23 protein-coding genes are annotated in these 25,050 nt (G+C 70.4%); 11 read left to right on the forward strand and 12 right to left on the reverse strand.

Annotation, left to right across the window (positions count from 1 at the left end; translation table 11 throughout):
* On the reverse strand, positions 1 to 1,494 hold a 1,494-nt coding region (locus tag GRC12_RS22785; protein ID WP_208781231.1), incomplete at its 3' end, for a BACON domain-containing protein.
* Between the two features lie 218 nt (positions 1,495 to 1,712).
* Here GRC12_RS22785 and radA point away from each other — a divergent pair.
* Complete coding sequence (gene radA, locus GRC12_RS22790) at positions 1,713 to 3,122, forward strand: DNA repair protein RadA (protein ID WP_133044317.1); 1,410 nt, start codon at positions 1,713 to 1,715, stop codon at positions 3,120 to 3,122.
* 81 nt (positions 3,123 to 3,203) lie between these two features.
* Positions 3,204 to 4,328 carry a DNA integrity scanning diadenylate cyclase DisA gene (gene disA, locus GRC12_RS22795; protein ID WP_208781232.1) on the forward strand — a complete coding sequence of 375 codons (1,125 nt, stop codon included), beginning with the start codon at positions 3,204 to 3,206 and terminating at the stop codon, positions 4,326 to 4,328.
* Positions 4,329 to 4,642: 314 nt separating this feature from the next.
* Here the strand turns inward: disA and GRC12_RS22800 are convergent, their stop codons facing one another.
* Positions 4,643 to 5,503, reverse strand: coding sequence for a hypothetical protein (locus GRC12_RS22800; protein ID WP_208781233.1), 861 nt, complete (start codon positions 5,501 to 5,503; stop codon positions 4,643 to 4,645).
* 154 nt (positions 5,504 to 5,657) lie between these two features.
* On the opposite strand from GRC12_RS22800, the gene GRC12_RS22805 reads away from it, so the two are divergent.
* The 5 genes from GRC12_RS22805 (at position 5,658) to cseC (ending at position 10,139) form a co-directional block, all read left to right on the forward strand.
* Positions 5,658 to 6,569, forward strand: coding sequence for an A/G-specific adenine glycosylase (locus GRC12_RS22805; protein WP_208781234.1), 912 nt, complete (start codon positions 5,658 to 5,660; stop codon positions 6,567 to 6,569).
* Positions 6,570 to 6,797: 228 nt separating this feature from the next.
* On the forward strand, positions 6,798 to 7,340 hold the full coding sequence (locus tag GRC12_RS22810) for a SigE family RNA polymerase sigma factor (RefSeq protein ID WP_133044313.1): 543 nt from the start codon (positions 6,798 to 6,800) through the stop codon (positions 7,338 to 7,340).
* On the forward strand, positions 7,325 to 7,981 hold the full coding sequence (locus GRC12_RS22815) for a hypothetical protein (protein WP_244373616.1): 657 nt from the start codon (positions 7,325 to 7,327) through the stop codon (positions 7,979 to 7,981). Before GRC12_RS22810 ends, GRC12_RS22815 begins: the two co-directional genes overlap by 16 nt.
* A gap of 83 nt (positions 7,982 to 8,064) precedes the next feature.
* Positions 8,065 to 8,769, forward strand: coding sequence for a two-component system response regulator CseB (gene cseB / locus GRC12_RS22820; protein ID WP_133044312.1), 705 nt, complete (start codon positions 8,065 to 8,067; stop codon positions 8,767 to 8,769).
* Between the two features lie 17 nt (positions 8,770 to 8,786).
* Positions 8,787 to 10,139 (forward strand): two-component system sensor histidine kinase CseC, encoded by a 1,353-nt coding sequence (cseC, locus tag GRC12_RS22825; protein WP_244373617.1) that lies wholly within the window; start codon positions 8,787 to 8,789, stop codon positions 10,137 to 10,139.
* Positions 10,140 to 10,188: 49 nt separating this feature from the next.
* Here the strand turns inward: cseC and GRC12_RS22830 are convergent, their stop codons facing one another.
* The 4 genes from GRC12_RS22830 to GRC12_RS22845 form a co-directional block, all read right to left on the reverse strand.
* Positions 10,189 to 11,043, reverse strand: coding sequence for a class I SAM-dependent methyltransferase (locus GRC12_RS22830; protein WP_208781235.1), 855 nt, complete (start codon positions 11,041 to 11,043; stop codon positions 10,189 to 10,191).
* Positions 11,040 to 11,474: a VOC family protein gene (locus GRC12_RS22835; RefSeq protein ID WP_208781236.1), complete on the reverse strand. Its 435-nt coding sequence runs from the start codon at positions 11,472 to 11,474 to the stop codon at positions 11,040 to 11,042. The genes GRC12_RS22830 and GRC12_RS22835 overlap by 4 nt, the downstream gene beginning before the upstream one ends.
* Before the next feature lie 25 nt (positions 11,475 to 11,499).
* A complete protein-coding gene (locus GRC12_RS22840) occupies positions 11,500 to 12,015 on the reverse strand; it encodes a helix-turn-helix transcriptional regulator (RefSeq protein WP_208781237.1) in 516 nt (171 codons plus the stop codon).
* 105 nt (positions 12,016 to 12,120) lie between these two features.
* A complete protein-coding gene (locus GRC12_RS22845) occupies positions 12,121 to 13,698 on the reverse strand; it encodes an MDR family MFS transporter (RefSeq protein ID WP_208781246.1) in 1,578 nt (525 codons plus the stop codon).
* Positions 13,699 to 13,867: 169 nt separating this feature from the next.
* Here GRC12_RS22845 and GRC12_RS22850 point away from each other — a divergent pair, with 169 nt between their 5' ends.
* Complete coding sequence (locus tag GRC12_RS22850; protein WP_208781238.1) at positions 13,868 to 14,476, forward strand: TetR/AcrR family transcriptional regulator; 609 nt, start codon at positions 13,868 to 13,870, stop codon at positions 14,474 to 14,476.
* Here GRC12_RS22850 and GRC12_RS22855 read toward each other — a convergent pair.
* The gene (locus GRC12_RS22855; RefSeq protein WP_208781239.1) at positions 14,473 to 15,189 is read right to left on the reverse strand and encodes a M23 family metallopeptidase; all 717 of its coding nucleotides are present in this window, start codon (positions 15,187 to 15,189) and stop codon (positions 14,473 to 14,475) included. The genes GRC12_RS22850 and GRC12_RS22855 overlap by 4 nt on opposite strands.
* Before the next feature lie 371 nt (positions 15,190 to 15,560).
* On the opposite strand from GRC12_RS22855, the gene GRC12_RS22860 reads away from it, so the two are divergent.
* A complete protein-coding gene (locus tag GRC12_RS22860; protein ID WP_208781240.1) occupies positions 15,561 to 16,160 on the forward strand; it encodes an HAD family acid phosphatase in 600 nt (199 codons plus the stop codon).
* Between the two features lie 46 nt (positions 16,161 to 16,206).
* A complete protein-coding gene (locus tag GRC12_RS22865) occupies positions 16,207 to 19,290 on the forward strand; it encodes an NACHT domain-containing protein (RefSeq protein ID WP_208781241.1) in 3,084 nt (1,027 codons plus the stop codon).
* Positions 19,291 to 19,348: 58 nt separating this feature from the next.
* On the opposite strand, the gene GRC12_RS22870 is transcribed toward GRC12_RS22865, so the two are convergent.
* Positions 19,349 to 21,874, reverse strand: coding sequence for an ATP-dependent Clp protease ATP-binding subunit (locus GRC12_RS22870; protein ID WP_133044305.1), 2,526 nt, complete (start codon positions 21,872 to 21,874; stop codon positions 19,349 to 19,351).
* A gap of 492 nt (positions 21,875 to 22,366) precedes the next feature.
* On the opposite strand from GRC12_RS22870, the gene GRC12_RS22875 reads away from it, so the two are divergent.
* Positions 22,367 to 23,032, forward strand: coding sequence for an SCO3374 family protein (locus tag GRC12_RS22875; RefSeq protein WP_208781242.1), 666 nt, complete (start codon positions 22,367 to 22,369; stop codon positions 23,030 to 23,032).
* On the opposite strand, the gene GRC12_RS22880 is transcribed toward GRC12_RS22875, so the two are convergent.
* From GRC12_RS22880 to GRC12_RS22895, 4 genes are all read right to left on the reverse strand, one after another.
* Complete coding sequence (locus GRC12_RS22880) at positions 23,011 to 23,346, reverse strand: histone-like nucleoid-structuring protein Lsr2 (RefSeq protein ID WP_133044303.1); 336 nt, start codon at positions 23,344 to 23,346, stop codon at positions 23,011 to 23,013. The genes GRC12_RS22875 and GRC12_RS22880 overlap by 22 nt on opposite strands.
* A 231-nt stretch (positions 23,347 to 23,577) precedes the next feature.
* Positions 23,578 to 24,120, reverse strand: coding sequence for an amino-acid N-acetyltransferase (locus tag GRC12_RS22885; RefSeq protein ID WP_133044302.1), 543 nt, complete (start codon positions 24,118 to 24,120; stop codon positions 23,578 to 23,580).
* Positions 24,121 to 24,129: 9 nt separating this feature from the next.
* Positions 24,130 to 24,567 (reverse strand): BlaI/MecI/CopY family transcriptional regulator, encoded by a 438-nt coding sequence (locus tag GRC12_RS22890; RefSeq protein WP_308286606.1) that lies wholly within the window; start codon positions 24,565 to 24,567, stop codon positions 24,130 to 24,132.
* A 128-nt stretch (positions 24,568 to 24,695) separates the two neighbouring features.
* Positions 24,696 to 24,875 (reverse strand): hypothetical protein, encoded by a 180-nt coding sequence (locus tag GRC12_RS22895; RefSeq protein ID WP_208781243.1) that lies wholly within the window; start codon positions 24,873 to 24,875, stop codon positions 24,696 to 24,698.
* Positions 24,876 to 25,050: the final 175 nt, after the last annotated feature.

The following is a 25,050-nucleotide window of genomic DNA, read 5'->3' on the forward strand; positions in this document are numbered from 1 at the left end:
GCCGTGGCCGGAGGGGCCGGGCGCGGTGCCGTAGCCGCCGATGGAGACGACGGCGCCGGCCGGTGCGATCGCCACGCGCGCGCTCCAGGGGCCGGACGGCTCGCGCAGATGGTCGACGTACACCTTGATCGTCAACGTCTGGCCCGGTGCGAGGGTTCCCGAGGACCGGCTCAGGTAGAGCCAGGCGGCGCTCGTGCTCGCGGACCAGCGCACGGGCGCGGAACCGGTCGCGGTGAGGGTGACGAGGGTGGTGTCGCCGTCGTTGGCCGCCGACACGTCGAGGTGGCCCGTGTCCTTGCGGCCGGCGCCGGCGACGCTGACGACCTCCACGGAGACATCGGGCTTGGCGTCCTTGCGGAACCGGCTGTCGGGTCTGGTGCTGGCGTTCCCGGCGTTCTCGTAGCCGGAGCCCGCCGCCTCCCCGTCGAGGGTGCCGGGGCCGTGCGCCTCGCTGGCGGTGGCGGAGCGGCCGTCGGCGCCCTCGGTGTCGGGCGCGCCCCGGTAGGCGGCCCACAGGGCGATCACCGGGGCGGCGACGACGGTGGCGACGACGGTCGTGGTGACGGCACGCGCGCGCAGCCGGTCACGGCGGGCGGCGCGGTCCTTGGGGTCCATGGGGAAGCCACGCCGGTCGAAGCGCGGTACGGCGGCGCCACGCGCGCGTGCGTGGTGCGCGAGCGCCATGTGCAGCTCCGCGCGCGGGGCCTGCAGGACGGGCAGCTCGGCCGGGGTGACCGTCGCGCCGGGCCAGCGGCCGGGGATCGCCCGCTCGGCGCCGCGACGGCAGCGCGGGCAGTCGTCGACGTGCCGGACGAGTTCCTTGCGCAGGGCGGAACTGAGCACGAGCTGCTGGTCGCCGGTGAGCCGGGCGACGCCGGGGCAGCCGCCGCTCTCCACGACGGCGAGGGCGGCGCGGGTGCGCTCCACCTCGCAGGCCGCGGCAGCCAGCAGCTCGCGGGCGGCCGCGGGGTCCATGCCGATGACGGCGGCGACCTCATGGGCGGCGAGTTGGTGGCGCACCGCGAGCTCCAGCGCCTCGCGCTGCTCCGGGGTGGTGCCGGCGGCCTCCGGCCAGGCGAGCAGGGCGAGTTCACGCCGGCGCTCCTCCTGGACCTCCTCGGCGACCGGCGGTTGCTGCGGCTCGGCGGCCGACCGGCCCGCCGCGTGCGTGCCCTGACGTTTCTGCTTGGCCTCGGCCAGCTTGCGCAGACACGCCCAGCGGGCCAGCGCGTACAGCCACGCCCGGCGGTCGGCGGCCGACTGCGGTCCGCGGCGCTTCTCGGCGAGCGCGAGGACGTCGCCGACGGCCTCGGTCGCGGTGTCGTGGTCGCACAGCACGGACAGGCAGTAGGTGAACAGCCCGTCCAGATACGGCTCGTAGCGCACGGGCGGCCGCTGCGCCAACGTGCGCGCCGCGGCACGGTCACGCGCCTCCCGGCGCGCCCGGTGTGCGCCGGTGGTGCGGGTCGAGGTCTCCGGAGTGCTGCTCATCATCCGTGGACCGTAGGGGGCGGAGAGCAGGGCCTTCTGCCCCCTTGAACACATTTACTCCGTACGGGTGAAACGATCCCTCAATCGGGGACAGGAACGGTTCGTTCCGCGGCCGGCTCGGGCTGCGGCCGACCGGTTCGGCCCGGCGCGGGGGCTCGTCGGCGCCGTTCGCGGCACCGGGCGGACCCTCGTTGTCAGTGGCGGCGGTTACGGTTCTCGACATGGCTGCCCGTACCAAGACCACCAAGGACCGCCCGTCCTACCGCTGCACCGAGTGCGGCTGGCAGACGGCCAAGTGGCTCGGTCGCTGCCCCGAGTGCCAGGCGTGGGGGACGATCGAGGAGTACGGCGCGCCCGCGGTCCGTACGACGACACCGGGGCGTGTCACCACCTCCGCGGTGCCCATCGGCCAGGTCGACGGCCGCCAGGCCACGGCCCGCTCCACCGGCGTGCCGGAGCTGGACCGGGTGCTCGGGGGCGGTCTGGTGCCCGGCGCGGTGGTGCTGCTCGCGGGCGAACCGGGTGTGGGCAAGTCCACGCTCCTGCTGGACGTGGCGGCCAAGTCGGCGAGCGACGAGCACCGCACCCTCTACGTCACCGGTGAGGAGTCGGCGAGCCAGGTCCGGCTGCGCGCCGACCGCATCAAGGCCATCCACGACGATCTGTATCTCGCCGCCGAGACCGATCTCGCCGCCGTGCTCGGCCACTTGGACGCGGTGAAGCCCTCCCTGCTCATCCTCGACTCCGTGCAGACCGTCGCCTCCCCCGAGATCGACGGCGCCCCCGGTGGCATGGCGCAGGTGCGGGAGGTCGCGGGCGCGCTCATCCGCGCCTCCAAGGAGCGGGGCATGTCGACCCTCCTTGTGGGCCATGTCACCAAGGACGGCGCCATCGCGGGTCCCCGGCTCCTGGAACACCTCGTGGACGTCGTCCTGAATTTCGAGGGCGACCGGCACGCGCGCCTGCGCCTGGTGCGAGGCGTCAAGAACCGGTACGGCACCACGGACGAGGTCGGCTGCTTCGAGCTGCACGACGAGGGCATCACGGGCCTCGCCGACCCGAGCGGACTTTTCCTGACACGACGTGACGAACCGGTCCCGGGCACCTGTCTGACGGTCACCCTGGAGGGCCGCCGCCCCCTGGTCGCCGAGGTCCAGGCGCTCACCGTCGACTCGCAGATCCCCTCCCCCCGCCGCACCACCTCCGGCCTGGAGACCTCGCGTGTCTCGATGATGCTGGCCGTCCTGGAGCAGCGGGGCCGGATCAGCGCGCTCGGCAAGCGGGACATCTACTCCGCGACGGTCGGCGGTGTGAAGTTGTCCGAGCCCGCCGCCGACCTCGCGATCGCCCTCGCACTGGCCTCCGCCGCCAGTGACACCCCGCTGCCGAAAAATCTCGTCGCGATCGGCGAGGTGGGCCTCGCGGGCGAGGTCAGACGGGTCACGGGCGTCCAGCGCCGGCTCGCCGAAGCACACCGTCTGGGCTTCACGCACGCCCTGGTGCCGGGCGATCCCGGCAAGATCCCGACGGGCATGAAGGTCCTGGAAGTGGCGGACATAGGGGACGCCCTGAGGGTCCTTCCCCGCTCTCGTCGCCGAGAGGCCCCACGGGACGAGGAGGACCGCCGGTAGACTTTGCCCAGGTCTCGCCCGCCCGTACGAACAGAATGTGCGACACGGGGGCGCCCCAGAACCTGCGACCGGAGGAGTGCAGTGGCAGCCAACGACCGGGCGGCAGCTCCCGGAAAGTCCGGCGGGAGCTCCGGTGCCGATGGCCTGATGCGCGCCTCTCTGAGCGCCGTGGCACCCGGCACGGGCATGCGTGACGGCTTGGAGCGCGTGCTCCGCGGCAACACCGGCGGACTCATCGTGCTGGGCTTCGACAAGACCGTCGAAGCCATGTGCACGGGCGGTTTCGTGCTGGACGTGGAGTTCACGGCGACGCGTCTGCGCGAGCTGTGCAAGCTCGACGGCGGCATCGTGATCTCCTCCGACCTGTCGAAGATCCTCCGGGCGGGCGTGCAGTTCGTGCCGGACGCGACGATCCCGACGGAGGAGACCGGCACCCGGCACCGCACCGCGGACCGCATCTCCAAGCAGGTCGGCTTCCCCGTGGTCTCCGTCTCCCAGTCGATGCGGCTGATCGCGCTGTACGTCGACGGGCAGCGCCGCGTCCTGGAGGACTCGGCGGCGATCCTGTCCCGCGCCAACCAGGCGCTCGCGACCCTGGAGCGCTACAAGCTCCGGCTGGACGAGGTGGCGGGCACGCTCTCGGCGCTGGAGATCGAGGACCTGGTGACGGTCCGCGATGTCTCCGCCGTCGCCCAGCGTCTGGAGATGGTCCGCCGCATCGCCACCGAAATCGCCGAATACGTGGTCGAACTGGGCACCGACGGGCGTCTCCTCGCCCTCCAGCTGGACGAGTTGATCGCCGGCGTGGAGCCCGAGCGCGAGCTGGTCGTGCGCGACTACGTCCCCGAGCCCACCGCGAAGCGCTCCCGCACGGTCGACGAGGCGCTGTACGAGCTCGACGCCCTCAGCCACGCCGAGCTGCTCGAACTGCCCACCGTGGCGAGGGCGTTGGGCTACACCGGCTCCCCGGAGGCGTTGGACTCGGCGGTCTCCCCGCGCGGCTTCCGCCTGCTCGCCAAGGTCCCCCGCCTGCCCGGCGCCATCATCGACCGCCTGGTGGAACACTTCGGCGGCCTCCAGAAGCTCCTCGCGGCCAGCGTCGACGACCTCCAGACCGTGGACGGCGTGGGTGAGGCCCGGGCCCGCAGCGTCCGCGAGGGCCTGTCCCGCCTGGCGGAGAGCTCGATCCTGGAACGGTACGTGTAGCCTCCGGCCCCACCCGCATCGCCGTCCACTTACGGACGCCAGCGTGCTGCCCCAACCGTCCCCGCTCGTGCATCCGCTCGAATGCGGCTCCGGGAGACACCCGGCACGGCCGTGAAGACGGCTTCGAACACCGAGTTCAGCGGGACCGCCGTCCTCCCGGACCCCCTCCGCAGCGAGGCGTCGACGTCCCGAACGCCCTCAACGAGTACTGGCCGGCCGGAGATGGCCGACCGTTACGTTCTACGGCACCCCGGAGCCGGTCGCGCTCAACCGGCCCGCCTCGACGCGGCCGGGCCCGAGACCGCGGCCCGGCCTCAGTCGTCGTTCAGGACGAACGAGGTCTGCTGCTTGCCGAACCCGGCGGCCGTCAGCTCCACCAGGTACGTCCCCGCCCCGGCCGAACCCGCAGGCGGGGTCGCGCAGTTGGGGGCGCTCGGCTTGCGGTCCCACTTGACGGTGTACGTGATGCTGCTGCCGGCCGGTGCGCGGAAGAGCAGGCTGCCGGAGGTCCTGGGGCAGTCGGCGGAGGACCAGTAGTCGTCGCCGCTGTCCGACTGCGAGATCGTCAACACCGCGCTCTTCGGCCCGAGATCCACCTTGCAGTCCTGCCCGGAGACGTTCCTCGCGGTCAGCAGGAGTGTGGGCGTGTCACCCGGACCGTAGGTGTTGTGCAGGCTGCGCACGCTCAACCGGACCGCGCTCGCGGTGCAGTTGGGCAGCGTGGAGCCCGCCGGGATCGTGTCTCCCTGACCCACGCCGGCCCCGGTACCCGAGCCGCCGGCACCGCCGCCGGACCCCTCCGTACCACCGGAGCCACCGGCACCACCGGCACCACCGGCACCACCCGCCGACCCGGCACCGGACCCGCCGTCCGAGCCCGATCCTGATCCCGAACTCCCCCCGGAGTCCGAACCGCTGGATCCCGCCCCACCCGAATCGTCCCGCCCGCCGGGCGCCTGGCTGATCGCGGGACCCGAACTCGACGGGCCCGCCGTGATGGTGGGCGCGGGAGTCCTGCCCTTCGAGCCGTCGTCCTTCTTGCCGCCCCCGCCGCCCGAGGTCACGATCCAGGTGATCAGCAGCGCCAACAGGGCTAGAACGGACAGCAGTACGACCCTCCGGCGCCAGTAGATGGTGGAGGGAAGCGGCCCGACAGGATTGCGCAGAGATCCCACGGCGCAAACTGTACGAGAGATCGGCGCGTTCGCTTGCCCCACCCGCCGCCACTACGTCAACTTTTCCGGATCATCATCCCGGAATCGGCGACCCACCCACCGGCGCCGGGCAAAGCCGCCCAACCGTCCCGGGCCGTGGCAGGATCAGAAGGCCATGACTGCGCTCACGAACACCCCCGAGACCCAAGCCCCCCACACCGCACTGCACTCCCCGGTCATCGACTGGTTCGACGAACACGCCCGCGACCTGCCGTGGCGCCGCCCGGAGGCCGGCCCCTGGGGCGTGATGGTCAGCGAGTTCATGCTGCAGCAGACCCCGGTCAGCCGCGTCCTGCCGGTCTACGAGCAGTGGCTGGCCCGGTGGCCGCGCCCCGCCGACCTGGCCCAGGAGGCCCCCGGCGAGGCCGTCCGCGCCTGGGGCCGGCTCGGCTACCCCCGCCGCGCCCTGCGGCTGCACGGCGCCGCGGTCGCCATAACGGAACGGCACGGCGGCGACGTACCCACCGATCACGCGCAGCTGCTCGCGCTGCCCGGCATCGGCGAGTACACGGCCGCGGCCGTCGCCTCCTTCGCGTACGGGCAGCGGCACGCGGTGCTCGACACCAACGTCCGCCGGGTCTTCGCGCGCGCCGTCACCGGCGTCCAGTACCCGCCGAACGCCACCACCGCCGCCGAACGCAAGCTCGCCCGCGCCCTGTTGCCCGAGGACGAGGCGATCGCCTCGCGCTGGGCCGCCGCCTCCATGGAGCTCGGCGCCCTGGTGTGCACCGCGAAGAACGAGTCCTGTCACCGCTGCCCGATCGCCGCGCAGTGCGCCTGGCGGCTCGCGGGCAAGCCGGACCACGAGGGACCGGCGCGCAAGGGACAGACGTACGCCGGTACCGACCGCCAGGTGCGCGGCAAGCTGCTCGCCGTGCTGCGCGAGGCCCACGCGCCCGTGCCACAGGCGGTGCTGGACCGGGTGTGGCACGAGCCGGTGCAGCGGGCGCGGGCGCTGGACGGGCTCGTCGCGGACGGACTCGTGGAGCCCCTTCCCGGTGGTTTGTATCGGCTGCCGTTGACGTAACCCGCCGTAACGTCACCGTCACCGCAGGGACAAATCGGTCGATAGCTCCATCAACTGGTGCGCCCCTTTACCCCGTTCCTACGTTCGTTACACAACCGACGTACAGCCGATTGCCAGCCGAGTGCTGGCTCGGACAACGCCGTGACAACGCCTCCGTAGCTTCATTCCCACGAAGGACACCGCCGGCGAGGGGCCGCGCGGAAACGGGGATTCAGGAGGCGGTTCGACATGGCGCAGGGCGAGGTGCTCGAGTTCGAGGAGTACGTCCGCACCCGGCAGGACGCGCTGCTGCGCAGCGCCCGCCGGCTGGTCCCGGACCCGACGGACGCCCAGGACCTCCTCCAGACCGCGCTGGTGCGGACGTACGGCCGCTGGGAGGGCATCGCGGACAAGCGGCTCGCGGACGCCTACCTGCGCCGGGTGATGATCAACACCCGTACGGAGTGGTGGCGGGCGCGCAAGCTGGAGGAGGTCCCGACCGAGCAGCTGCCGGACGCGTCCGTGGACGACGCCACGGAGCAGCACGCGGACCGCGCGCTTCTTATGGACATCATGAAAGTTCTCGCGCCGAAACAGCGCAGTGTTGTCGTACTGCGACACTGGGAGCAGATGTCCACGGAGGAGACGGCCGCCGCCCTCGGCATGTCGGCCGGAACGGTCAAGAGCACGCTGCACCGGGCGCTCGCCCGGCTCCGCGAGGAGCTGGAGAGCCGTGACCTGGACGCACGCGCGCTGGAGCGTGAGGAGCGGGAGCGTTGCACGGCGGCCTGACCGGCACGGGGCGGTCCACCCCGGACCGGGCGACCCTGCAGGCGGCGTTCACGGCGGTGGCCGTGCTCGCCGCCCTCGGCCTTTTCGCCTCCGGCTGCGCCACCGGCGGCACCGGCGCGCGCGACGAGGGCCCGGCGCACGCCGACTCGGTGGCCGGCGCCGCGGCCACGCCGAAACCCGCCCCCGCTCCCTCCCGGACCGCGCGCGTGGACGCGGTCAAGCTGGTCAAGGACGATCCGCAGGTCTCGGCGGAGGTCAAGCGCGAGCTGAAGCCGTGCGTGGCCGACGAGTACCCGGTCGACGTGTCGTACGGAGAACTGACCGGAGGCCCTTCGGACGACGTCGTGGTGAATGTGCTGACCTGCAGTGACGCCGTGGGGGTCGGCTCATATGTGTATCGCGAGCAGGACGGTCGGTACGAGAATGTGTTCCAGGCCGAGGAACCTCCGGTCTACGCGGAGATAGACCGCGGCGACCTGGTGGTGACCAAACAGGTGTACGAGAAGGGTGACCCGGTGTCGAGTCCGTCCGGCGAGAACGTGATCACGTACCGCTGGGCCGCGGGCCGCTTCACCGAGGAGTACCGCACGCACAACGACTACAGCAACGCCGTCGGAAGCGGCGCCTCGCCGTCGAAGTGACGCTCGTGAACCGTTCGGCCCGCTCGGGACGATCCACCAGCAGTACGTACGCCACGACCGACACGAGAACTGAGAGCACCGGGATGGCAGACCAGACCCACGTCCTGTTCGTCGAGGACGACGACGTCATCCGCGAGGCCACCCAGCTCGCCCTCGAGCGGGACGGCTTCGCGGTCACCGCGATGCCCGACGGCCTGTCCGGCCTGGAGGCGTTCCGGGCGGACCAGCCCGACATCGCCCTGCTCGACGTCATGGTGCCCGGCCTCGACGGCGTCAGCCTGTGCCGCCGTATCCGCGACGAGTCGACCGTGCCGGTGATCATGTTGTCGGCGCGGGCCGACTCCATCGACGTGGTCCTGGGCCTGGAGGCGGGCGCCGACGACTATGTGACCAAGCCCTTCGACGGAGCGGTCCTGGTCGCGCGGATACGCGCGGTGCTGCGGCGCTTCGGCCATGCCGGGGGCGGGGACAGGGGCGACGACCACGCCCCCGCGGTCTCCGGCGGTGTGCTGACCTTCGGCGAACTGGAGATCGACACCGAGGGCATGGAAGTGCGCCGGGCCGGGCAGCCGGTGGGGCTGACCCCGACCGAGATGCGGCTGCTGCTGGAGTTCTCCTCCGCGCCGGGCACGGTCCTGTCGCGCGACAAGCTGCTGGAGCGGGTGTGGGACTACGGCTGGGGCGGGGACACACGGGTGGTGGACGTCCATGTGCAGCGGTTGCGTACGAAGATCGGCCAGGACCGGATCGAGACGGTCCGCGGCTTCGGCTACAAGTTGAAGGCCTGAGCGGGGACGTCGAGGACATGCGGGGGATATTCCGGAACCCGGGGACGGGCGGCATCCGTGCGGGGCTGCGCCGGAAACTCAGTACCGGGCTGCGCTGGAAACTCAGCGCGGCCATCGCTCTGGTGGGGGCGCTGGTCGCGATCGCGCTGAGCCTGGTCGTGCACAACGCGGCCCGGGTCTCGATGCTGGACAACGCGCGCGACCTCGCGGACGAGCGGCTCCAGATCGCCCAGCGCAGCTACGAGCTGTCCGGCCGGGTGAACTTCCCCAACGTCCAGCAGGACGCCCCGGACCTCCCGTCGCCGCTGCGGGAGAAGGTCGAGCAGGGGCGCCGGGCCACCTATGTCACCGACCGGCGCAACGGCGTTCCGGACATCTGGGCGGCCGTGCCGGTCAAGGGCGGGCATGTGCTGTCGCTGCACACCGGGTGGACCGACCGCAGCACGGACATCCTCAACGACCTCGACCAGGCCCTGGTCATCGGCTCCATCGCGGTCGTCCTCGGCGGCAGCGCGCTCGGCGTGCTCATCGGCGGACAGTTCTCGCGGCGGCTGCGCAAGGCGGCGGCCGCGGCCAACCAGGTCGCCAGGGGCGAGCCGGACGTCCGGGTGCGGGACGCGATCGGCGGGGTCGTACGGGACGAGACCGACGACCTCGCGAGCGCGGTGGACGCCATGGCGGACGCGCTGCAGCAGCGGCTGGAGGCGGAGCGCCGGGTGACCGCCGACATCGCGCACGAGCTGCGCACGCCGGTGACGGGTCTGCTCACGGCCGCCGAACTCCTCCCGCCCGGCCGTCCGACCGAGCTGGTCCTGGACCGGGCGAAGGCCATGCGCACGCTCGTCGAGGACGTCCTGGAGGTGGCCCGGCTCGACGGTGCCTCCGAGCGGGCCGAGCTGCAGGACCTGATGCTCGGCGAGTTCGTCACCCGGCGGGTGGCGGCCAAGGACCCGGACGTCGAGGTGCGGGTGGTGCACGAGTCGATGGTCACGACCGACCCGCGCCGACTGGAGCGGGTCCTGTTCAACCTGCTCGCCAACGCCGCCCGGCACGGCAAGCCGCCCATCCAGGTCACCGTCGAGGGCCGCGTCATCCGCGTCCGCGACCACGGGCCCGGTTTCCCCGCCGACCTGCTCGCGGAGGGCCCGAGCCGCTTCCGCACGGGCAGCGCCGACCGCGCCGGGCACGGCCACGGGCTGGGGCTGACCATCGCGGCGGGCCAGGCCCGGGTCCTGGGCGCCCGCCTGACCTTCCGCAACGTCCGCCCGGCGGGCGCCCCGGCCCATGTCCCGGCGGAGGGCGCGGTGGCGGTCCTCTGGCTCCCGGAACACGCGCCGACGAACACGGGCAGCTATCCGGTGCTGCCGTAGGTCGGGGCCCCAGCTCGGTCCAGCACCCGGCGTCCCGCTGAACGTCCTCTCACGTCCCGGCGACCAGCAGCTCCTCCCCGCGTGACGGCCGTACCCCGTCCGTCCGGTCCGCGAAGTACCGCTTCTCCAGCTCCGCCGCCGACACGTGCCGGGTCTCACGGAAGCCCGCCTCGCGGGCCAGCGCGAGGATCTGCTCGGGCTTGTAGAAGGTGAGGAACGGGGTGCCGGCCGCCCGGGCCCCCTTCATCGCCACCCGGAGCTGTGCCTGCTGGTCGGGCTCGACGTCCTCGACGGGCCGCAGGAAGGTCGTGACGAGGACCGACCCGGGGGCGAGCCCGCCGACGAGACGGAACGTGGCGGCGATCGCCTCCTCGCTGAGGTACATGGTGACGCCCGCCGAGGCCACCACCGCCGGCCGCCCCGGATCGAACCCGGCCTCGCGCAACCGCCCCCACCAGTCCCCCTCGAAGTCGACGGGCACGAACTGCAGCCACTCCGGCAAGTCGAGACCGAGCTCCGCCAGCCGCTGCCGCTTCCAGGCCTGTGGACCGGGCTGGTCGACCTCGAAGACCCGCAGCCCGTACCGGGTGGCGGCCTCCGCCCGTCGCTGGGCGAAGGTGTCCAGCCCGGCGCCGAGGACGACGTACTGACCGACTCCGTCCGCCGCCCGCTCCTCGACCAGGTCCTCCACGAACCGGGCCCGGGCCACGATCGACGCCCGGGTACGGCGCGTGGCGTCGACGTCCATGTCGGGCCGCTCCCGCCACCCGTCCCCCGGATCCGCGATCCGCAGTCCGACCTCGTCCTCGACGACGTGCGGCGGCGCGTCGGCCCGCAGATGCAGGGCCCGCCACAGCGCGACCCGCACGGCGGTGTGCTCCGGCGCCCGCTCCTCGGCGCTCACCCGAAGTCCTTCGAGAAGTCGAGCTCCTCGCTGCGCTCGGTCAGCGAGTACCAGTTGCCGCTGTCGTCACGGAAGACCGCCTCGATGCCGTACGGCCGCTCCTGCGGCGCCTGGAGGAACTCGACGCCCCTCGCCCTGAAGGTCTCGTAGTCACCGCGGCAGTCGTCGGTACGGAACGCCCCCGCCCCCAGGACTCCCTTGCTGACGAGCTTCTTCAGCGCCTCGGCCGACTCGGGGTCGAGCCCCGGCCCGTCGAGGCTCATCAGGGCGAGCTCGACGCCCGGCTGGTCCTTGGCGCCGACGGTGATCCACCTCATGTCCCCCATGGAGACGTCGTCCCGGACCTCGAAGTCCAGCTTCTCGGTGAAGAAGGCCTTGGTGCGCTGCTGGTCGAACGTCCACACGGTGCTGATGCCCAGACCAAGAATCATGGCTCCACGGTAGGCAGCACGGGCTTCAGCGCGCTTCTCCGGTATTGCTGTCCCGCGCCTCTGAGGAGTCTCCGTCCCGCGCCTCCCCGAAGACGCCGTCCCGCGCCTCCCCGAAGGCGCCGTTCCGCGCCTCCCCGAAGACGCCGTCCCGCCGCGGGAAGCCGCCCGCCCACAGCATCGCGTAACACCCGGGTATGAGCGCCGCTCCCCGGCCCACGTGCCTGGTCCGGTACGCGCTCGGGGTCAGCCCCGTACGGGCCTTGAACCGTGCCGAGAACGTCCCGAGGCTGCTGAAGCCGACCAGATGGCAGATCTCCGTGACGCTCAGATCGGCGCACCGCAGCATCTCCTCGGCCCGCTCGATGCGCCGGTGGGTCAGATACCGCCCCGGCGTCTGTCCGTACGCCGCCTTGAAGGCCCGTACGAAGTGATACCGCGAATACCCGGCATACGAGGCCACCCCCTCCAGATCCAGCTCAGGATCGGCCCACTCCCGATCCATGGCGTCCTTGGCCAGCCGCAACTGGCTCAGCCTGTCCATGCACCCGATGGTGGCACGCGGCACTGACAACGGCCGCCACGGCCGCGGGCATGACGAAGGCCCCCGGGGCGGACACCATCCGGGGGCCTTCGGCTCACTGTCGGATCAGACGGCCTCGACGACCGGCGGCCGCACCGCGGCGCCCTCGTCCGCACCCTCCGGCTTCGGCCCCGCTCCCCGCAGCGCGACCTCCTTCACGAACACCGCCGCGATCAGCGCGACCACGGCCACCGCGGAGCCGAGCAGGAACGCCCAGTGGGTGCCCGCGGACACCGCGTGCTGGTACGCCTCGCGGGCCACCGCCGGCAGCTTCGCCAGGCTCTTGGCGTCCAGCGACGCCGACTTCTCGGTGATCTTCGCGCCGAGGGATCCGGCCCGCTCGGCCATCACGTGCTGGACCCGGTTGTTGAACAGCGCGCCCATGATCGCGACTCCGAAGGAGGAGCCGAGCGTCCGGAACAGGGTGGTCGAGGAGGACGCCACGCCCATGTCCTTCATCTCGACGCTGTTCTGCGCGACCAGCATGGTGACCTGCATCAGGCAGCCCATGCCCAGACCGACGACCGCCATGAACACACCGGAGGTGAACCGCGAGGTGCCGGTGTCCATGGTGGACAGCAGGTACAGCCCGACGATCATCAGGGCGCTGCCGACGACCGGGAAGATCTTGTAGCGACCGGTGTTGGTGGTCACGCGCCCGGCCACCATGGAGGTGACCAGCATCGCGCCGAGCATCGGCAGCAGGAGCAGACCGGAATTGGTCGCGGACGCACCCTGCACCGACTGCTGGTACAGCGGCAGGTACAGCGTGGCGCCGAACATCACGAAACCCGTGATGAAGCCGATGACCGACATCAGCGTGAAGTTGCGGTTGCGGAAGATGTGCAGCGGTACGACCGGCTCGGCGGCCTTGGTCTGCCAGAACACGAACCCGATCAGCGCGGCCACACCGATGCCGATCAGCTCCATGATCCGCGCGGAGGTCCAGGCGTACTCGGAGCCGCCCCAGGTGGTGACGAGGACAATGGCGGTGATGCCGACCGTCAGCAGGACCACGCCGAGGTAGTCGATACCGGCCTTGGACCGCTTCTTCGGCAGGTGCAGCACCACGCTGATCAGACCGAGCGCGACCACGCCGAGCGGCAGGTTGATGTAGAACGCCCAGCGCCAGCCCCAGTTGTCGGTGATGGTGCCGCCGACCAGCGGTCCGCCGATCATCGCGATCGCCATGACGCCGGCCATCATGCCCTGGTACTTGCCCCGCTCCCGCGGCGGGATCAGGTCACCGATGATCGCCATGACGCCGACCATCAGACCGCCGGCGCCCAGACCCTGCACGGCCCGGAAGCCGATCAGCTCGCCCATGTTCTGCGCCATGCCGCTGAGCGCGGAGCCGATCAGGAAGATCACGATCGAGGTCATGAACGTGGTCTTGCGCCCGAACATGTCACCGAGCTTGCCCCAGACCGGGGTCGCCACAGCGGTGGCCAGCGTGTACGCCGTCACCACCCACGACAGGTGCTCCAGGCCGCCGAGCTCGCCCACGATGGTCGGCATCGCGGTGCCGACGATCATGTTGTCGAGCATCGCCAGCATCATGGTGATCATGAGCGCGAGCAGCACCACGCGCACGCTCTTCGGCTGTTTGTCCGGCTTGGTCTCGACCGTCTCTGTGTCCGCCATCATGCCCACTCCCCTATACGTACTGCGGTACTTCCCCCCGGCCGGCCACTTACTTGCCGCCCGGCTAGTTGACTACACTGAGGAAGGTAGACCCGTAACTAGCCGGGCGTCAAGTAAGTTTACTAGTCGGGCGGCAAGTAAGTCAGCAGGGGGCGTGAGGAGCGCGACAATGGGCGGCACGATGGACGGCACCAAGCGGCAGCGCCGCGGAGACACTCGCCAGCGCATCCAGGACGTGGCGCTCGAACTCTTCGCCGAACAGGGCTATGAGAAGACCTCGCTGCGCGAGATCGCCGAGCGCCTGGACGTCACCAAGGCGGCGCTGTACTACCACTTCAAGACGAAGGAAGAGATCCTCGTCAGCATCTTCGAGGACCTCTCCCAGCCCATCGAGGAACTGATCGAATGGGGCAAGGGGCAGCCGCACACCCTGGAGACCAAGCGGGAGATCGTCCGCCGCTACCACGAGGCGCTGTCCGAGGCCCGCCCGCTCTTCCGCTTCATGCAGGAGAACCAGGGGACGGTGAAGGAACTGCGCATCGGCGAGATGTTCCGCCACCGGATGATGGGCATGCGGGACATCCTCGTCGACCCGGACGCCTCCCTCGCGGACCAGGTGCGCTGCGTCAGCGCGGTCTTCACGATGCACGCCGGGATGTTCGCGCTCAACGACCTGCCGGGCACCGACGAGGAGAAGAACCAGGCGGTGATGGAGGTCGCGTGGGACCTGGTGGCCCAGGCCCACGCGGGCATGCACACGCCGGTGGAGGCCTCTTAGAGGCTGAGCCCCTTGGCGCGCAGGAACGCCACCGGGTCGATGGCCGAGCCGTAGTTGGCGGTCGTGCGGATCTCGAAGTGCAGGTGCGGGCCGGTGGAGTTGCCGGTGTTGCCGGACCGGGCTATGTGCTGGCCGGTGCGGACGATCTGGCCGACCCTGACGTCGATGCGGGACAGGTGGGCGTACTGCGAGTAGGTGCCGTTGCCGTGCTTGATCACGATGGCGTTGCCGTACGCGGGTCCGTCACCGGCGCCGTTGCCGCCGGCCTTGACCACGGTGCCGCCGTGCGCGGCGACGACGTCGGTGCCGCTGGGGACGGCGAAGTCCTGCCCGCTGTGCTTGGCATGCCACATGCTGCCAGCCTGGTTGAACCTCGCGGACAGCGTGTACTTGCGCACCGGGTGGACCCAGGAGGCGGCCTTCTTCGCGGCAGCGGCCTTCTTGGCCGCGGCCGCCTTGGCCTTGGCCTTGGCGGCGGCCTTCTCCTTGGCCGCGGCCTTGGCGGCGGCGACCTCGGCGGCCTTGGCGGCCTTGGCCTGCGCGGCGGCCTGGGCCTGGACGGCACTCGCGGCGCTGGAGGCGGCGGTGGTGTCGGCGGCGACCGCGACTCCGGCCCCCAGCACGACCGACGCCCCGAGACCGGCGGCCAGGACGGCCGCACGGGTGCGCAGCGGGGACGTACGGGAAGAACGGAACGGGACACGCAGGGACATCGAAACCTCGGGGGGTCGGCGACAGAGAAAACCACCCGGCGCACGACGTCCGCCGGATGGGCCATCCCTTGGTAACCCGGACCCCCACAAAGCCCAAAACAGGGTATCTACGGCGTTCTCTAGTAATGGCTGGCGAAATTCCCATTCCACGCCGGAGCGAAAGCGCTGACATCGAACTATCGGCGCTAGTAACGGGCAAATCGCCTGTGCCTCATGTCACCGGCCGCCGCCACTGGCCCGACGGAAATCCCTGTCCCATGTGACGCACATCTCTGGCCACTTACCGGCCAGTAACCCTACGGTTCCCCTCGCGCCACCCTCGCACTCGAACATGCACAGGACAACGACATACGGACGCGAGAGGACCCCCCATGACAGGACGTCGCCCCTGGGCGCGCCGCACCGCCGTCATCGCAGTCTCCGCCTCGGCCCTCGTGGCGCTCGGCGCTCCAGCCAACGCGGCCACGAGCACCGCGAAGGTCGACTACGCCACTTGGCAGAAGGACTGCCAGACCGTGATGGACCAGGCACTGCCCTACATCCGGCAGCGCGTCGCCGCGGCCGCGTCCGGCGAGAAGCAGGCGATCGTCTTCGACATCGACAACACCACGCTGGAGACCGACTTCGGCTTCAGCTACCCGCAACCGGCCAACAAGCCGGTCCTGAACGTCGCGAAGTACGCCCAGGAGCACGGCGTCTCCCTGTTCTTCGTCACGGCCCGCCCCGGCATCATCGCCGTGCCCACCGAGTACAACCTCGAGTACGACGGCTACGAGGTCTCCGGCCTCTACGTCCGCGGCTTCTTCGACCTCTTCAAGGACGTCGCCGCCTACAAGACCGCCCAGCGCGTCGACATCGAGAACAAGGGCTACGACATCATCGCCAACATCGGCAACAGCGCCACCGACCTCTCGGGCGGCCACGCCGACAAAACCTTCAAACTCCCGGACTACGACGGCCAGTTGTCGTAGCCGCCGGTTAGGCTCCATCCGTCGGCGCGAGTCACGGGGGTGGCGGATGGAGCCCGCGGTACTGGGCAGCAAGCTGGCGTCCAGCCTGATCGGCCCGTTGGTGAAGAAGCTCTTCGTGCAGGACCAGCCGGGTGCGGGGCTGGTGGACAGGCCCGTACGGCTGAAGGACCTGGTGTCGTTCCGGGGCGAGAAGCGCACGCTCGACGGGAACGACGTCCGGAAACTCGCGGACCACCTGGTCCGGCAGGCCTTCGCATCGCGCGGCGAACCTCCCTTCCCCGCCCAGGAGCAGACCGCCGTGGCCGACGCCCTGGCCCGCCGGCTGCTGGCCCTCGGCGAGCTGGACATGGATGACGTCCAGGCCGTACGTCTGGGCAGCGCGGAACTGGCCCGGCAGTTGGGCCGACGCGCACGGTCCACCGACGGACTCTCCGCCGACGCCTGCTTCTTCCTCGATACCGCGACGGAGTGGGCCTGCCTCCAGATCCTGGAGTTCTTCACGCGCCGCTCCACCTTTGTGGCCCGCACGCTCGTCGAACAGACCCGGGCTCAGGCCGAACTCATCGCCAAGGTGGACGAGTTGATCGCCCGCACCCCGCGCCCGGGCGGCCAGGACACCGCCTTCGAGCGCGGCTACCTGGAGTACGTCGCCCGCAAGCACGGACGGCTGACGATCTACGGCATCGACCTCACCAACTCCCACAACCGCTGGCCCCTTGACGCGGCCTACCTCAGCCTGGACGTCCTCGGACGTGGCGAGGACCCGGCCCTCGGGCCACCGGCGGCCGCGCCGGTCCCGGCCCCCGCCGACCAGGCCCTGGCCGGGCACGAGCGGGTGCTGCTGCGCGGGGTCGCGGGCTCCGGCAAGACCACCCTCATCCAGTGGCTGGCGGTCTCGGCGGCCACCGGCACCACCGACCGCATGGCCTACCTCACCGGCCGCATCCCCTTCGTCCTCCCCCTGCGCACCCTCACCCGCCACGGCGAGCGGCTCCCGGCCCCCGCCGGCTTCCTCTCGGCCGTCGGCTGTCCCCTGGCCGGCACTCAGCCCTCCGGCTGGGAGCACCGGGTGCTGGCCTCCGGGCGCGGGCTGGTCCTGGTCGACGGCCTCGACGAGGTCCCGGAGCCCGAACGCGACCGCGCCCGCGCCTGGCTGAGCGACCTCGTGGATGCCTTCCCGGGCAACCGCTGGCTGGTCACCTCGCGCCCGTCGGCGGTCCGCGAGGACTGGCTCGCCGCGGACGGCTTCAGAGAGCTGGGCCTGTCCGCGATGACTCCGGGGGACGTGGCGTCGTTCATCAGACGCTGGCACCGGGCGGCGGCCACCGGCGCGCCCGAGGAGGACGCACGGCTGGCCGACTACGAGGCCCAACTCCTGGACGCCGTCCGCACCAAGGCCGACCTGGGCCGTCTCGCCACGAACCCCCTGATGTGCGGCCTGATCTGCGCCCTGCACCGCGACCGGCGCGGCTATCTCCCGCACGGGCGCAAGGAGTTGTACGACTCCGCCCTGTCCATGCTGCTGGTCCGCCGCGACCGGGAGCGGGACATGACCGTCCCGGAGCTCAGCGAGGAACCGCAGCTGCAGCTGTTGCAGCGGCTGGCCTACTGGCTGATCCGCAACGGCCGTACGGAGCTGGACCGCAGCCGTGCGGAGAGCATCATCGGGGAGGTGCTGCCCGCTGTTCCAGCGGCGCGGGAGCTGGGGGACGCGGGTGCGGTCCTCCGGCATTTCCTGGTCCGGACGGGGTTGCTGATCTCTCCGGCCCCGGACACGGTCCACTTCGTGCACCGGACGTTCCAGGACTACCTGGGCGCCCGGGCCGCGGTGGAGGCCGGGGACTTCGGACTGCTCGCCGAGCACGCCACCGACGACCAGTGGGCGGACGTGATCCGCATGGCGGTGGCACAGGCCCGCCCCCGGGAACGGGCCGAGTTGCTGGAGCTGCTGACCGCCTCCCCCGACAAGCGCGCCCATCTCCTGGCGATGGCCTGCCTGGAGCACGCGACGGAGCTGGATCCGGCCGTGCGGGCCCGGGTCGAGGAGCTGGCGGCCGCCTTGCTGCCACCCCGCACGGCGGAGGAGGTCAAGGAGCTGGCGGAGGTCGGACCGCTCGTGCTGGAACTGCTGCCGGGCCCGGAGGGGCTGTCGGACGAGGAGGCGGAGGCGGTCACGGCGACCGCGGCACTGGTGGGGACGGACGCGGCGGTACCGGTGCTGGCGCGTTTTCGGGCTCACACGGCGGAGCGGGTCAGAACCAGTCTCGCGCGGGCGTGGGAGCGTCTCGACGCCACGGCGTACGCGGACGAGGTGCTGTCCCACGTCGACACCGACGACTTCTTCGTCTTCGCCACCTCTCCCGACCATGTCCGGACCCTGCCGCGACTGGGTCGTCGGGTACGGCTGGGTGTCAACGGCGACCATGAGGCCGCGGACATCCTGAGGGCGCTTCCCGAGAGCGTGGTGCACCTCGGGGTCTACGAGAACGCGCTGCTGAGCGATCTGCGCTCGCTGACCGCCCTGCCGTCGCTCCGCCACCTCATTCTGGCGGGATGCCCGCGGGTGAGCGATCTCGCCCCCTTGGCAGCGTCGGGCGTGGGGGAACTCGATCTCTACAGACTCGGCGACATATCGGGGCTGGAGCGTCTCGACACCCTCGAATCCCTCACCGCCGTGACGGGCCTCCCCGGCGGTGGACTTGCCGCGCTGCCCCGGAACGCACCGCTGAAGATCCTCGCTCTGGGTGCGGAAGCCATCGACGGCACGGGCCTGCGTGGCCTGAGCCATTGGTCGATGCTCGACTTCCTTGACCTCAGGGACGGCGCGAGCATCCTGCGCCACGAGGACTGGTCCGAGGTGGCCGAGCTGCCCGCCCTCACCTGTCTGGCGATCGACGCCGGTCTCGCGCTCATGGCGGGACTCCCTCACCTGCCGACGGTCGAGGTCGTCCGCGTCCGCAACGTCTCCGGAAACGAGGACCTGACGCCCCTGTCCCACCTGTGCCCACAGGCCCGCAGGGTCCTGCTGTACTCGGAGGACCCGTCCACGTCCCTGGACGCTTCCTCGTACACGGCGCTCTTCCCCGACGCCGAGGTCAAGGTGCTGATGAGCCGCTACGCCCTCTTCTGACCAGGCGAAAGGGGCCGGTGCCCAAAAGCACCGGCCCCTTGGGGTGTCGCCGTGAGGCTTACGCCTCCTTGCTCAGGTTCGGACCGGCGCCGCCGGCCGCCTGCTCGATCGGCGGGACGTCCGGCAGGGCGGACTTCTCCTCGCCGCGGAAGGTGAAGGTCTTGGTCTCGCCCTCGCCCTCCGTGTCCACGACCACGATGTGACCGGGGCGCAGCTCGCCGAAGAGGATCTTCTCCGAGAGGGTGTCCTCGATCTCGCGCTGGATGGTGCGGCGCAGAGGCCGGGCACCCAGCACGGGGTCGTAACCCTTCTGGGAGAGCAGTTCCTTGGCGGACTGGGAGAGCTCGATGCCCATGTCCCGGTCCTTCAGGCGCTCGTCCACCTTGCTGATCATCAGGTCGACGATCGCGAGGATGTCGGTCTGGGTCAGCTGCGGGAAGACGACCACGTCGTCGACGCGGTTGAGGAACTCGGGCCGGAAGTGCTGCTTGAGCTCGTCCTGGACCTTGTTCTTCATGCGCTCGTAGTTGGTCTTCGTGTCACCCGAGGCCGCGAAGCCCAGGTTGAAGCCCTTGGAGATGTCCCGGGTGCCGAGGTTGGTCGTCATGATGATGACCGTGTTCTTGAAGTCCACGACCCGGCCCTGGGAGTCGGTCAGGCGACCGTCCTCCAGGATCTGCAGCAGCGAGTTGAAGATGTCCGGGTGGGCCTTCTCGACCTCGTCGAAGAGGACGACGGAGAACGGCTTGCGGCGGACCTTCTCGGTCAGCTGGCCGCCCTCTTCGTAGCCCACGTAGCCGGGGGGCGAACCGAAGAGACGCGACACCGTGTGCTTCTCGCTGAACTCCGACATGTCGAGGGAGATCAGCGCGTCCTCGTCACCGAAGAGGAACTCGGCGAGCGCCTTGGACAGCTCGGTCTTACCGACACCGGACGGGCCGGCGAAGATGAACGAACCACCGGGACGCTTCGGGTCCTTCAGACCCGCACGCGTACGACGGATCGCCTTCGACAGCGCCTTGACGGCGTCGACCTGGCCGATGACCCGCTTGTGGAGCTCGTCCTCCATGCGCAGCAGACGCGAGGACTCCTCCTCGGTCAGCTTGAAGACCGGGATGCCGGTGGCGGTGGCGAGGACCTCGGCGATCAGCTCGCCGTCGACCTCGGCGACGACGTCCATGTCGCCGGCCTTCCACTCCTTCTCCCGCTTGGCCTTGGCGGCCAGGAGCTGCTTCTCCTTGTCGCGCAGGGAGGCGGCCTTCTCGAAGTCCTGCGAGTCGATCGCGGACTCCTTGTCGCGGCGCACACCGGCGATCTTCTCGTCGAACTCGCGCAGGTCCGGCGGCGCGGTCATCCGGCGGATGCGCATCCGGGAACCGGCCTCGTCGATCAGGTCGATCGCCTTGTCCGGCAGGAAGCGGTCCGAGATGTACCGGTCGGCCAGGGTGGCCGCCTGCACCAGCGCCTCGTCCGTGATGGAGACACGGTGGTGGGCCTCGTACCGGTCACGCAGACCCTTGAGGATCTCGATCGTGTGCGGCAGGGACGGCTCGGCGACCTGGATGGGCTGGAAGCGGCGCTCCAGGGCCGCGTCCTTCTCCAGGTGCTTGCGGTACTCGTCCAGCGTGGTCGCACCGATGGTCTGCAGCTCACCGCGGGCCAGCATCGGCTTCAGGATCGAAGCGGCGTCGATGGCGCCCTCGGCGGCACCCGCACCGACCAGCGTGTGCAGCTCGTCGATGAACAGGATGATGTCGCCGCGGGTGCGGATCTCCTTGAGCACCTTCTTCAGGCGCTCCTCGAAGTCACCGCGGTAGCGGGAGCCGGCGACCAGCGCGCCGAGGTCCAGGGTGTAGAGGTGCTTGTCCTTGAGGGTCTCGGGCACCTCGCCCTTGACGATGGCCTGGGCGAGACCCTCGACGACGGCGGTCTTGCCGACGCCGGGCTCACCGATCAGGACCGGGTTGTTCTTGGTACGGCGGGACAGCACCTGCATGACCCGCTCGATCTCCTTCTCGCGCCCGATGACCGGGTCGAGCTTGGATTCACGAGCGGCCTGGGTGAGGTTCCGGCCGAACTGGTCGAGGACCAGGGACGTCGAGGGGGTGCCCTCGGCAGGCCCGCCGGCGGTGGCGGTCTCCTTGCCCTGGTAGCCGGAGAGCAGCTGGATGACCTGCTGCCGCACCCGGTTGAGATCAGCGCCCAGCTTGACCAGGACCTGGGCGGCGACGCCCTCGCCCTCACGGATCAGGCCGAGCAGGATGTGCTCCGTGCCGATGTAGTTGTGGCCCAGCTGAAGGGCCTCGCGGAGCGACAGCTCCAGGACCTTCTTGGCACGGGGGGTGAAGGGGATGTGCCCGGACGGGGCCTGCTGGCCCTGGCCGATGATCTCCTCCACCTGCTGGCGGACCGCCTCGAGCGAAATCCCGAGGCTCTCAAGGGCCTTGGCGGCGACACCCTCACCCTCGTGGATCAGGCCCAGGAGGATGTGCTCGGTGCCGATGTAGTTGTGGTTGAGCATCCGGGCTTCTTCCTGAGCCAGGACGACAACCCGCCGCGCGCGGTCGGTGAACCTCTCGAACATCGTTAATCGCTCCTCAGAGCGGTCAGGCAGTGGGGGGAACTTCCCCTCCCTGTCCTTCCGCAGCTTAGTCCCGCAAGCGGGGACCGCTCATTCCAACTGCCGACACCGTCGATGGCCTCCTGACCCCGCTCACGCCGACATCTGCTCCAACCCGATGGTGCGAGACGATGTTCCCGCAGGCCAGGCAGTTACCCCCACCATCAGTACGCCGATGGCGAACGTGAGACGCCCTGCCCTGCGTGTCGCCCCCTCCCACTAGGGATGTCTTACCCGCTCGCACTGACACTCCATGCCGTACGCCCCCCATCCCTCCGCTATGGGCGAACAACCTTGCGCTCCGCCGCACCCCCGCGCGCCCCCTTCTCCGGCACTCTGCGCACACATGGGAGCACCCAGCGTAACTCTCGGGGCCATTCGGCGGTTGCGATGTACATGATTGACAGCCGCTCACAGGCAACACCTCCCTCGCTCCCGACGCACCACAGCGACCGCGTGGTCCGCACGGACCGCACGGACCGCACCAAGGTCCCGCTGCCCCGTCGGCCGCTCGATCCGGCCGGCGTTCCCGGCGATCATGTCCGCCGGTGGTACGAGAACGAACTGGGGTGGCCGACGGTGCCCGCGGATCCACAGAATCCGGGAGATCCAGGAGGTCCCCGAGATCCGGTACGGCTGCGGGTGGGGGAACGTTTCGACGTCCTGGAGGTCCCGGCCGAGGCGGGCCGGGCGGGTCTGCGCCATCTCGCACCGGGGTCCCCGGTCGCGGTGCGCGGCGACCGGATGCTGCTGCTGGTGGCGGCGGGCAGCGCCGAGGAACTGCCGGGCCTGCTGGAGTGGCTGGAGTGGGGCTCACTGGCGCTGGATCTGACGGCGACCGGCGAGGGCGGAGTCATGGACGCGCCACTGCCGTGGCTCCCCCTGGGCCGCAGGGACCCGCTGCAGGGGGCCGCCGTGTGGCTGCGGCCCCCCGGGCCGGGGTGCGAGGTCGAGGCCTCGCTGCCGACGCTGTCGGCCCTGGGGGGCGGTGGGGGCGCCCCCGATCTCGTACGACTCGTGGACACGGTGGCAACGCAGTGCCACCGGCTGTGGCTGCGACGCGCGTGTGCGCGGCCGGAAGCCCTTTCCCGGACCGGTGATCAGGCGTTGGCCTTCTCGTAGGCCTCGCGAATGGACGCCGGAACACGGCCGCGGTCGTTGACCTCGTAACCGTTCTCCTTGGCCCACGCGCGGATCTGCGCGGTGTCCTGGCTGCCTCCGGAAGTCGCACGCGCCTTTCCGCGCCCACCCGAAGAGCGGCCTCCGGTACGCCGACCACCCTTCACGTAAGGCTCGAGAAGGCCGCGAAGCTTGTCCGCATTGGCGGTCGTGAGATCGATCTCGTACGTCTTGCCGTCCAACGCGAACGTGACGGTCTCGTCCGCCTCGCCGCCGTCGAGGTCGTCGACAAGAAGGACCTGAACCTTCTGTGCCACCGGATTTCCTTTCATCCAAAACTTGAGGGCCGGGGGTCTGCGGCGTCCGCCGTTTCGCCGTCCCCTGTTATATGCAGTACTGCAGTACGTCGGAAAGCAAACCGCTTTTGCCGGAAAAACACAAACCCCTCGACAGCGGGAGGGCAGTCCGCGACTGTCAGGGAAGATGCGCGTTTCGGACATAGGGAGCGTGGGCAGGGAGGCCGTCGAATACTCTGCAGTGATCGGTGATCACAGATGCAGAAGCATCCGGCTGTTGCCCAAGGTGTTGGGTTTCACCCGTTCGAGACCGAGGAACTCCGCGACGCCCTCGTCATAGGAACGCAACAGCTCCGCGTAGACATCCCTGTCGACCGGCGTCTCACCGATCTCGACGAAGCCGTGCTTGCCGAAGAAGTCCACTTCGAAGGTGAGACAGAAAACGCGGCGAACGCCCAGCCAGCGCGCGGTGTGCAGCAACTTCTCCAGCAACTGGTGGCCGACGCCGGCGCCCTTCAGACCGGGCTTCACCGCGAGAGTGCGTACTTCCGCGAGGTCTTCCCACATCACGTGCAGCGCGCCGCAGCCGACCACCTCGGCGTTGTCGTCGCGTTCGGCGACCCAGAACTCCTGGATGTCCTCGTAAAGGGTGACGGTCGCTTTGTCGAGCAGGATGCCACCGCGGACGTAGGCGTCAAGGAGACGGCGCACGGCCGGGACATCGCTGGTACGGGCCCGCCGGACGGTGATGGCTTTAGTGCTGACTTCGGGGCCTTCGGGGCTTGCTGCTGACATGAGCGGACGCTATCGCCCGTCGCCGCCCGGTGCGGAGCCGGGGTTCTCCTCGCCATCCGGGGGTTCGGGTGTTTCCGCCGGCTGTTCCGGCCCTTGCACGATCCGTACGGCGTCTCGCAGGGCCTGGCGCTGTTCCTCGCTCATCATCCCGAAGAAGGCGACGAGAGCGGCCGCGGGGTTGTCACTCTGGGACCAGGCGTCGTTCATCAGGGCGGCGGCGTAGGCGGCCCGGGTGGAGACCGCCTCATATCGATAGGCCCGGCCTTCCGCCTCACGGCGCACCCAGCCCTTCTGATGGAGATTGTCCAAAACGGTCATCACCGTGGTGTAGGCGATGGACCGTTCCTGCTGAAGGTCTTCCAGGACTTCTCGAACGGTCACCGGGCGGTTCCACTTCCACACCCGCGTCATGACCGCGTCTTCGAGTTCTCCCAATGGGCGAGGCACAGCTCAGCACAATAGTGGGAGAACTCCGCATTCGCGTGCCGGACGTGCGCTTTCACTGGCAAACGGCAACAAAAAGGGCGTACGACTCGGAGGTGCGAGCCGTACGCCGGGGAAGCGGGGCGGGCTGCTCAGCCGTCGGTCTTGACGGAGGTCTGCTGGGCGGCCTCCGCACGCGCGATGGCCGCGTCGACCGCCGCGTCCTCCTTGGCCTTGTTGGCCCCGCCCTGGGTCTTCACGATCACCCTGATCAGCCCGATGAAGAACACGGCCATGACGACCGGCGGAACGAGCGCGGAGACGTAGTCCATGCATCCAGAGTAGCCAGCGCCCGCCGGACAACCCGGGCGGGGTCGGACAAGCGTCTCGAGCAGCCCCACGACGGACTCAGACGCAGCCGAACTGCGGCGGCGGGTCCGCAGGAAGGGTGGAGGGGGTGGAGGGCGCAGACCGCGGCGAGCGGCCACTGCAGGGCCGCCGGTGGGG

It is taken from the genome of Streptomyces griseorubiginosus (genome assembly GCF_017614965.1).
GTDB lineage: Bacteria > Actinomycetota > Actinomycetes > Streptomycetales > Streptomycetaceae > Streptomyces > Streptomyces griseorubiginosus_B.

Coding starts and splice junctions, on each gene's coding strand:
- radA (WP_133044317.1), top strand. CDS start 1,713: ATGGCTGCCCGTACCAAGACCACCAAGGACCGCCCGTCCTACCGCTGC.
- GRC12_RS22805 (WP_208781234.1), top strand. CDS start 5,658: ATGACTGCGCTCACGAACACCCCCGAGACCCAAGCCCCCCACACCGCA.
- GRC12_RS22810 (WP_133044313.1), top strand. CDS start 6,798: ATGGCGCAGGGCGAGGTGCTCGAGTTCGAGGAGTACGTCCGCACCCGG.
- cseB (WP_133044312.1), top strand. CDS start 8,065: ATGGCAGACCAGACCCACGTCCTGTTCGTCGAGGACGACGACGTCATC.
- cseC (WP_244373617.1), top strand. CDS start 8,787: ATGCGGGGGATATTCCGGAACCCGGGGACGGGCGGCATCCGTGCGGGG.
- GRC12_RS22835 (WP_208781236.1), bottom strand. CDS start 11,474: ATGATTCTTGGTCTGGGCATCAGCACCGTGTGGACGTTCGACCAGCAG.
- GRC12_RS22840 (WP_208781237.1), bottom strand. CDS start 12,015: ATGGACAGGCTGAGCCAGTTGCGGCTGGCCAAGGACGCCATGGATCGG.
- GRC12_RS22845 (WP_208781246.1), bottom strand. CDS start 13,698: ATGGCGGACACAGAGACGGTCGAGACCAAGCCGGACAAACAGCCGAAG.
- GRC12_RS22850 (WP_208781238.1), top strand. CDS start 13,868: ATGGGCGGCACGATGGACGGCACCAAGCGGCAGCGCCGCGGAGACACT.
- GRC12_RS22855 (WP_208781239.1), bottom strand. CDS start 15,189: ATGTCCCTGCGTGTCCCGTTCCGTTCTTCCCGTACGTCCCCGCTGCGC.
- GRC12_RS22860 (WP_208781240.1), top strand. CDS start 15,561: ATGACAGGACGTCGCCCCTGGGCGCGCCGCACCGCCGTCATCGCAGTC.
- GRC12_RS22865 (WP_208781241.1), top strand. CDS start 16,207: ATGGAGCCCGCGGTACTGGGCAGCAAGCTGGCGTCCAGCCTGATCGGC.
- GRC12_RS22870 (WP_133044305.1), bottom strand. CDS start 21,874: ATGTTCGAGAGGTTCACCGACCGCGCGCGGCGGGTTGTCGTCCTGGCT.
- GRC12_RS22885 (WP_133044302.1), bottom strand. CDS start 24,120: ATGTCAGCAGCAAGCCCCGAAGGCCCCGAAGTCAGCACTAAAGCCATC.
- GRC12_RS22895 (WP_208781243.1), bottom strand. CDS start 24,875: ATGGACTACGTCTCCGCGCTCGTTCCGCCGGTCGTCATGGCCGTGTTC.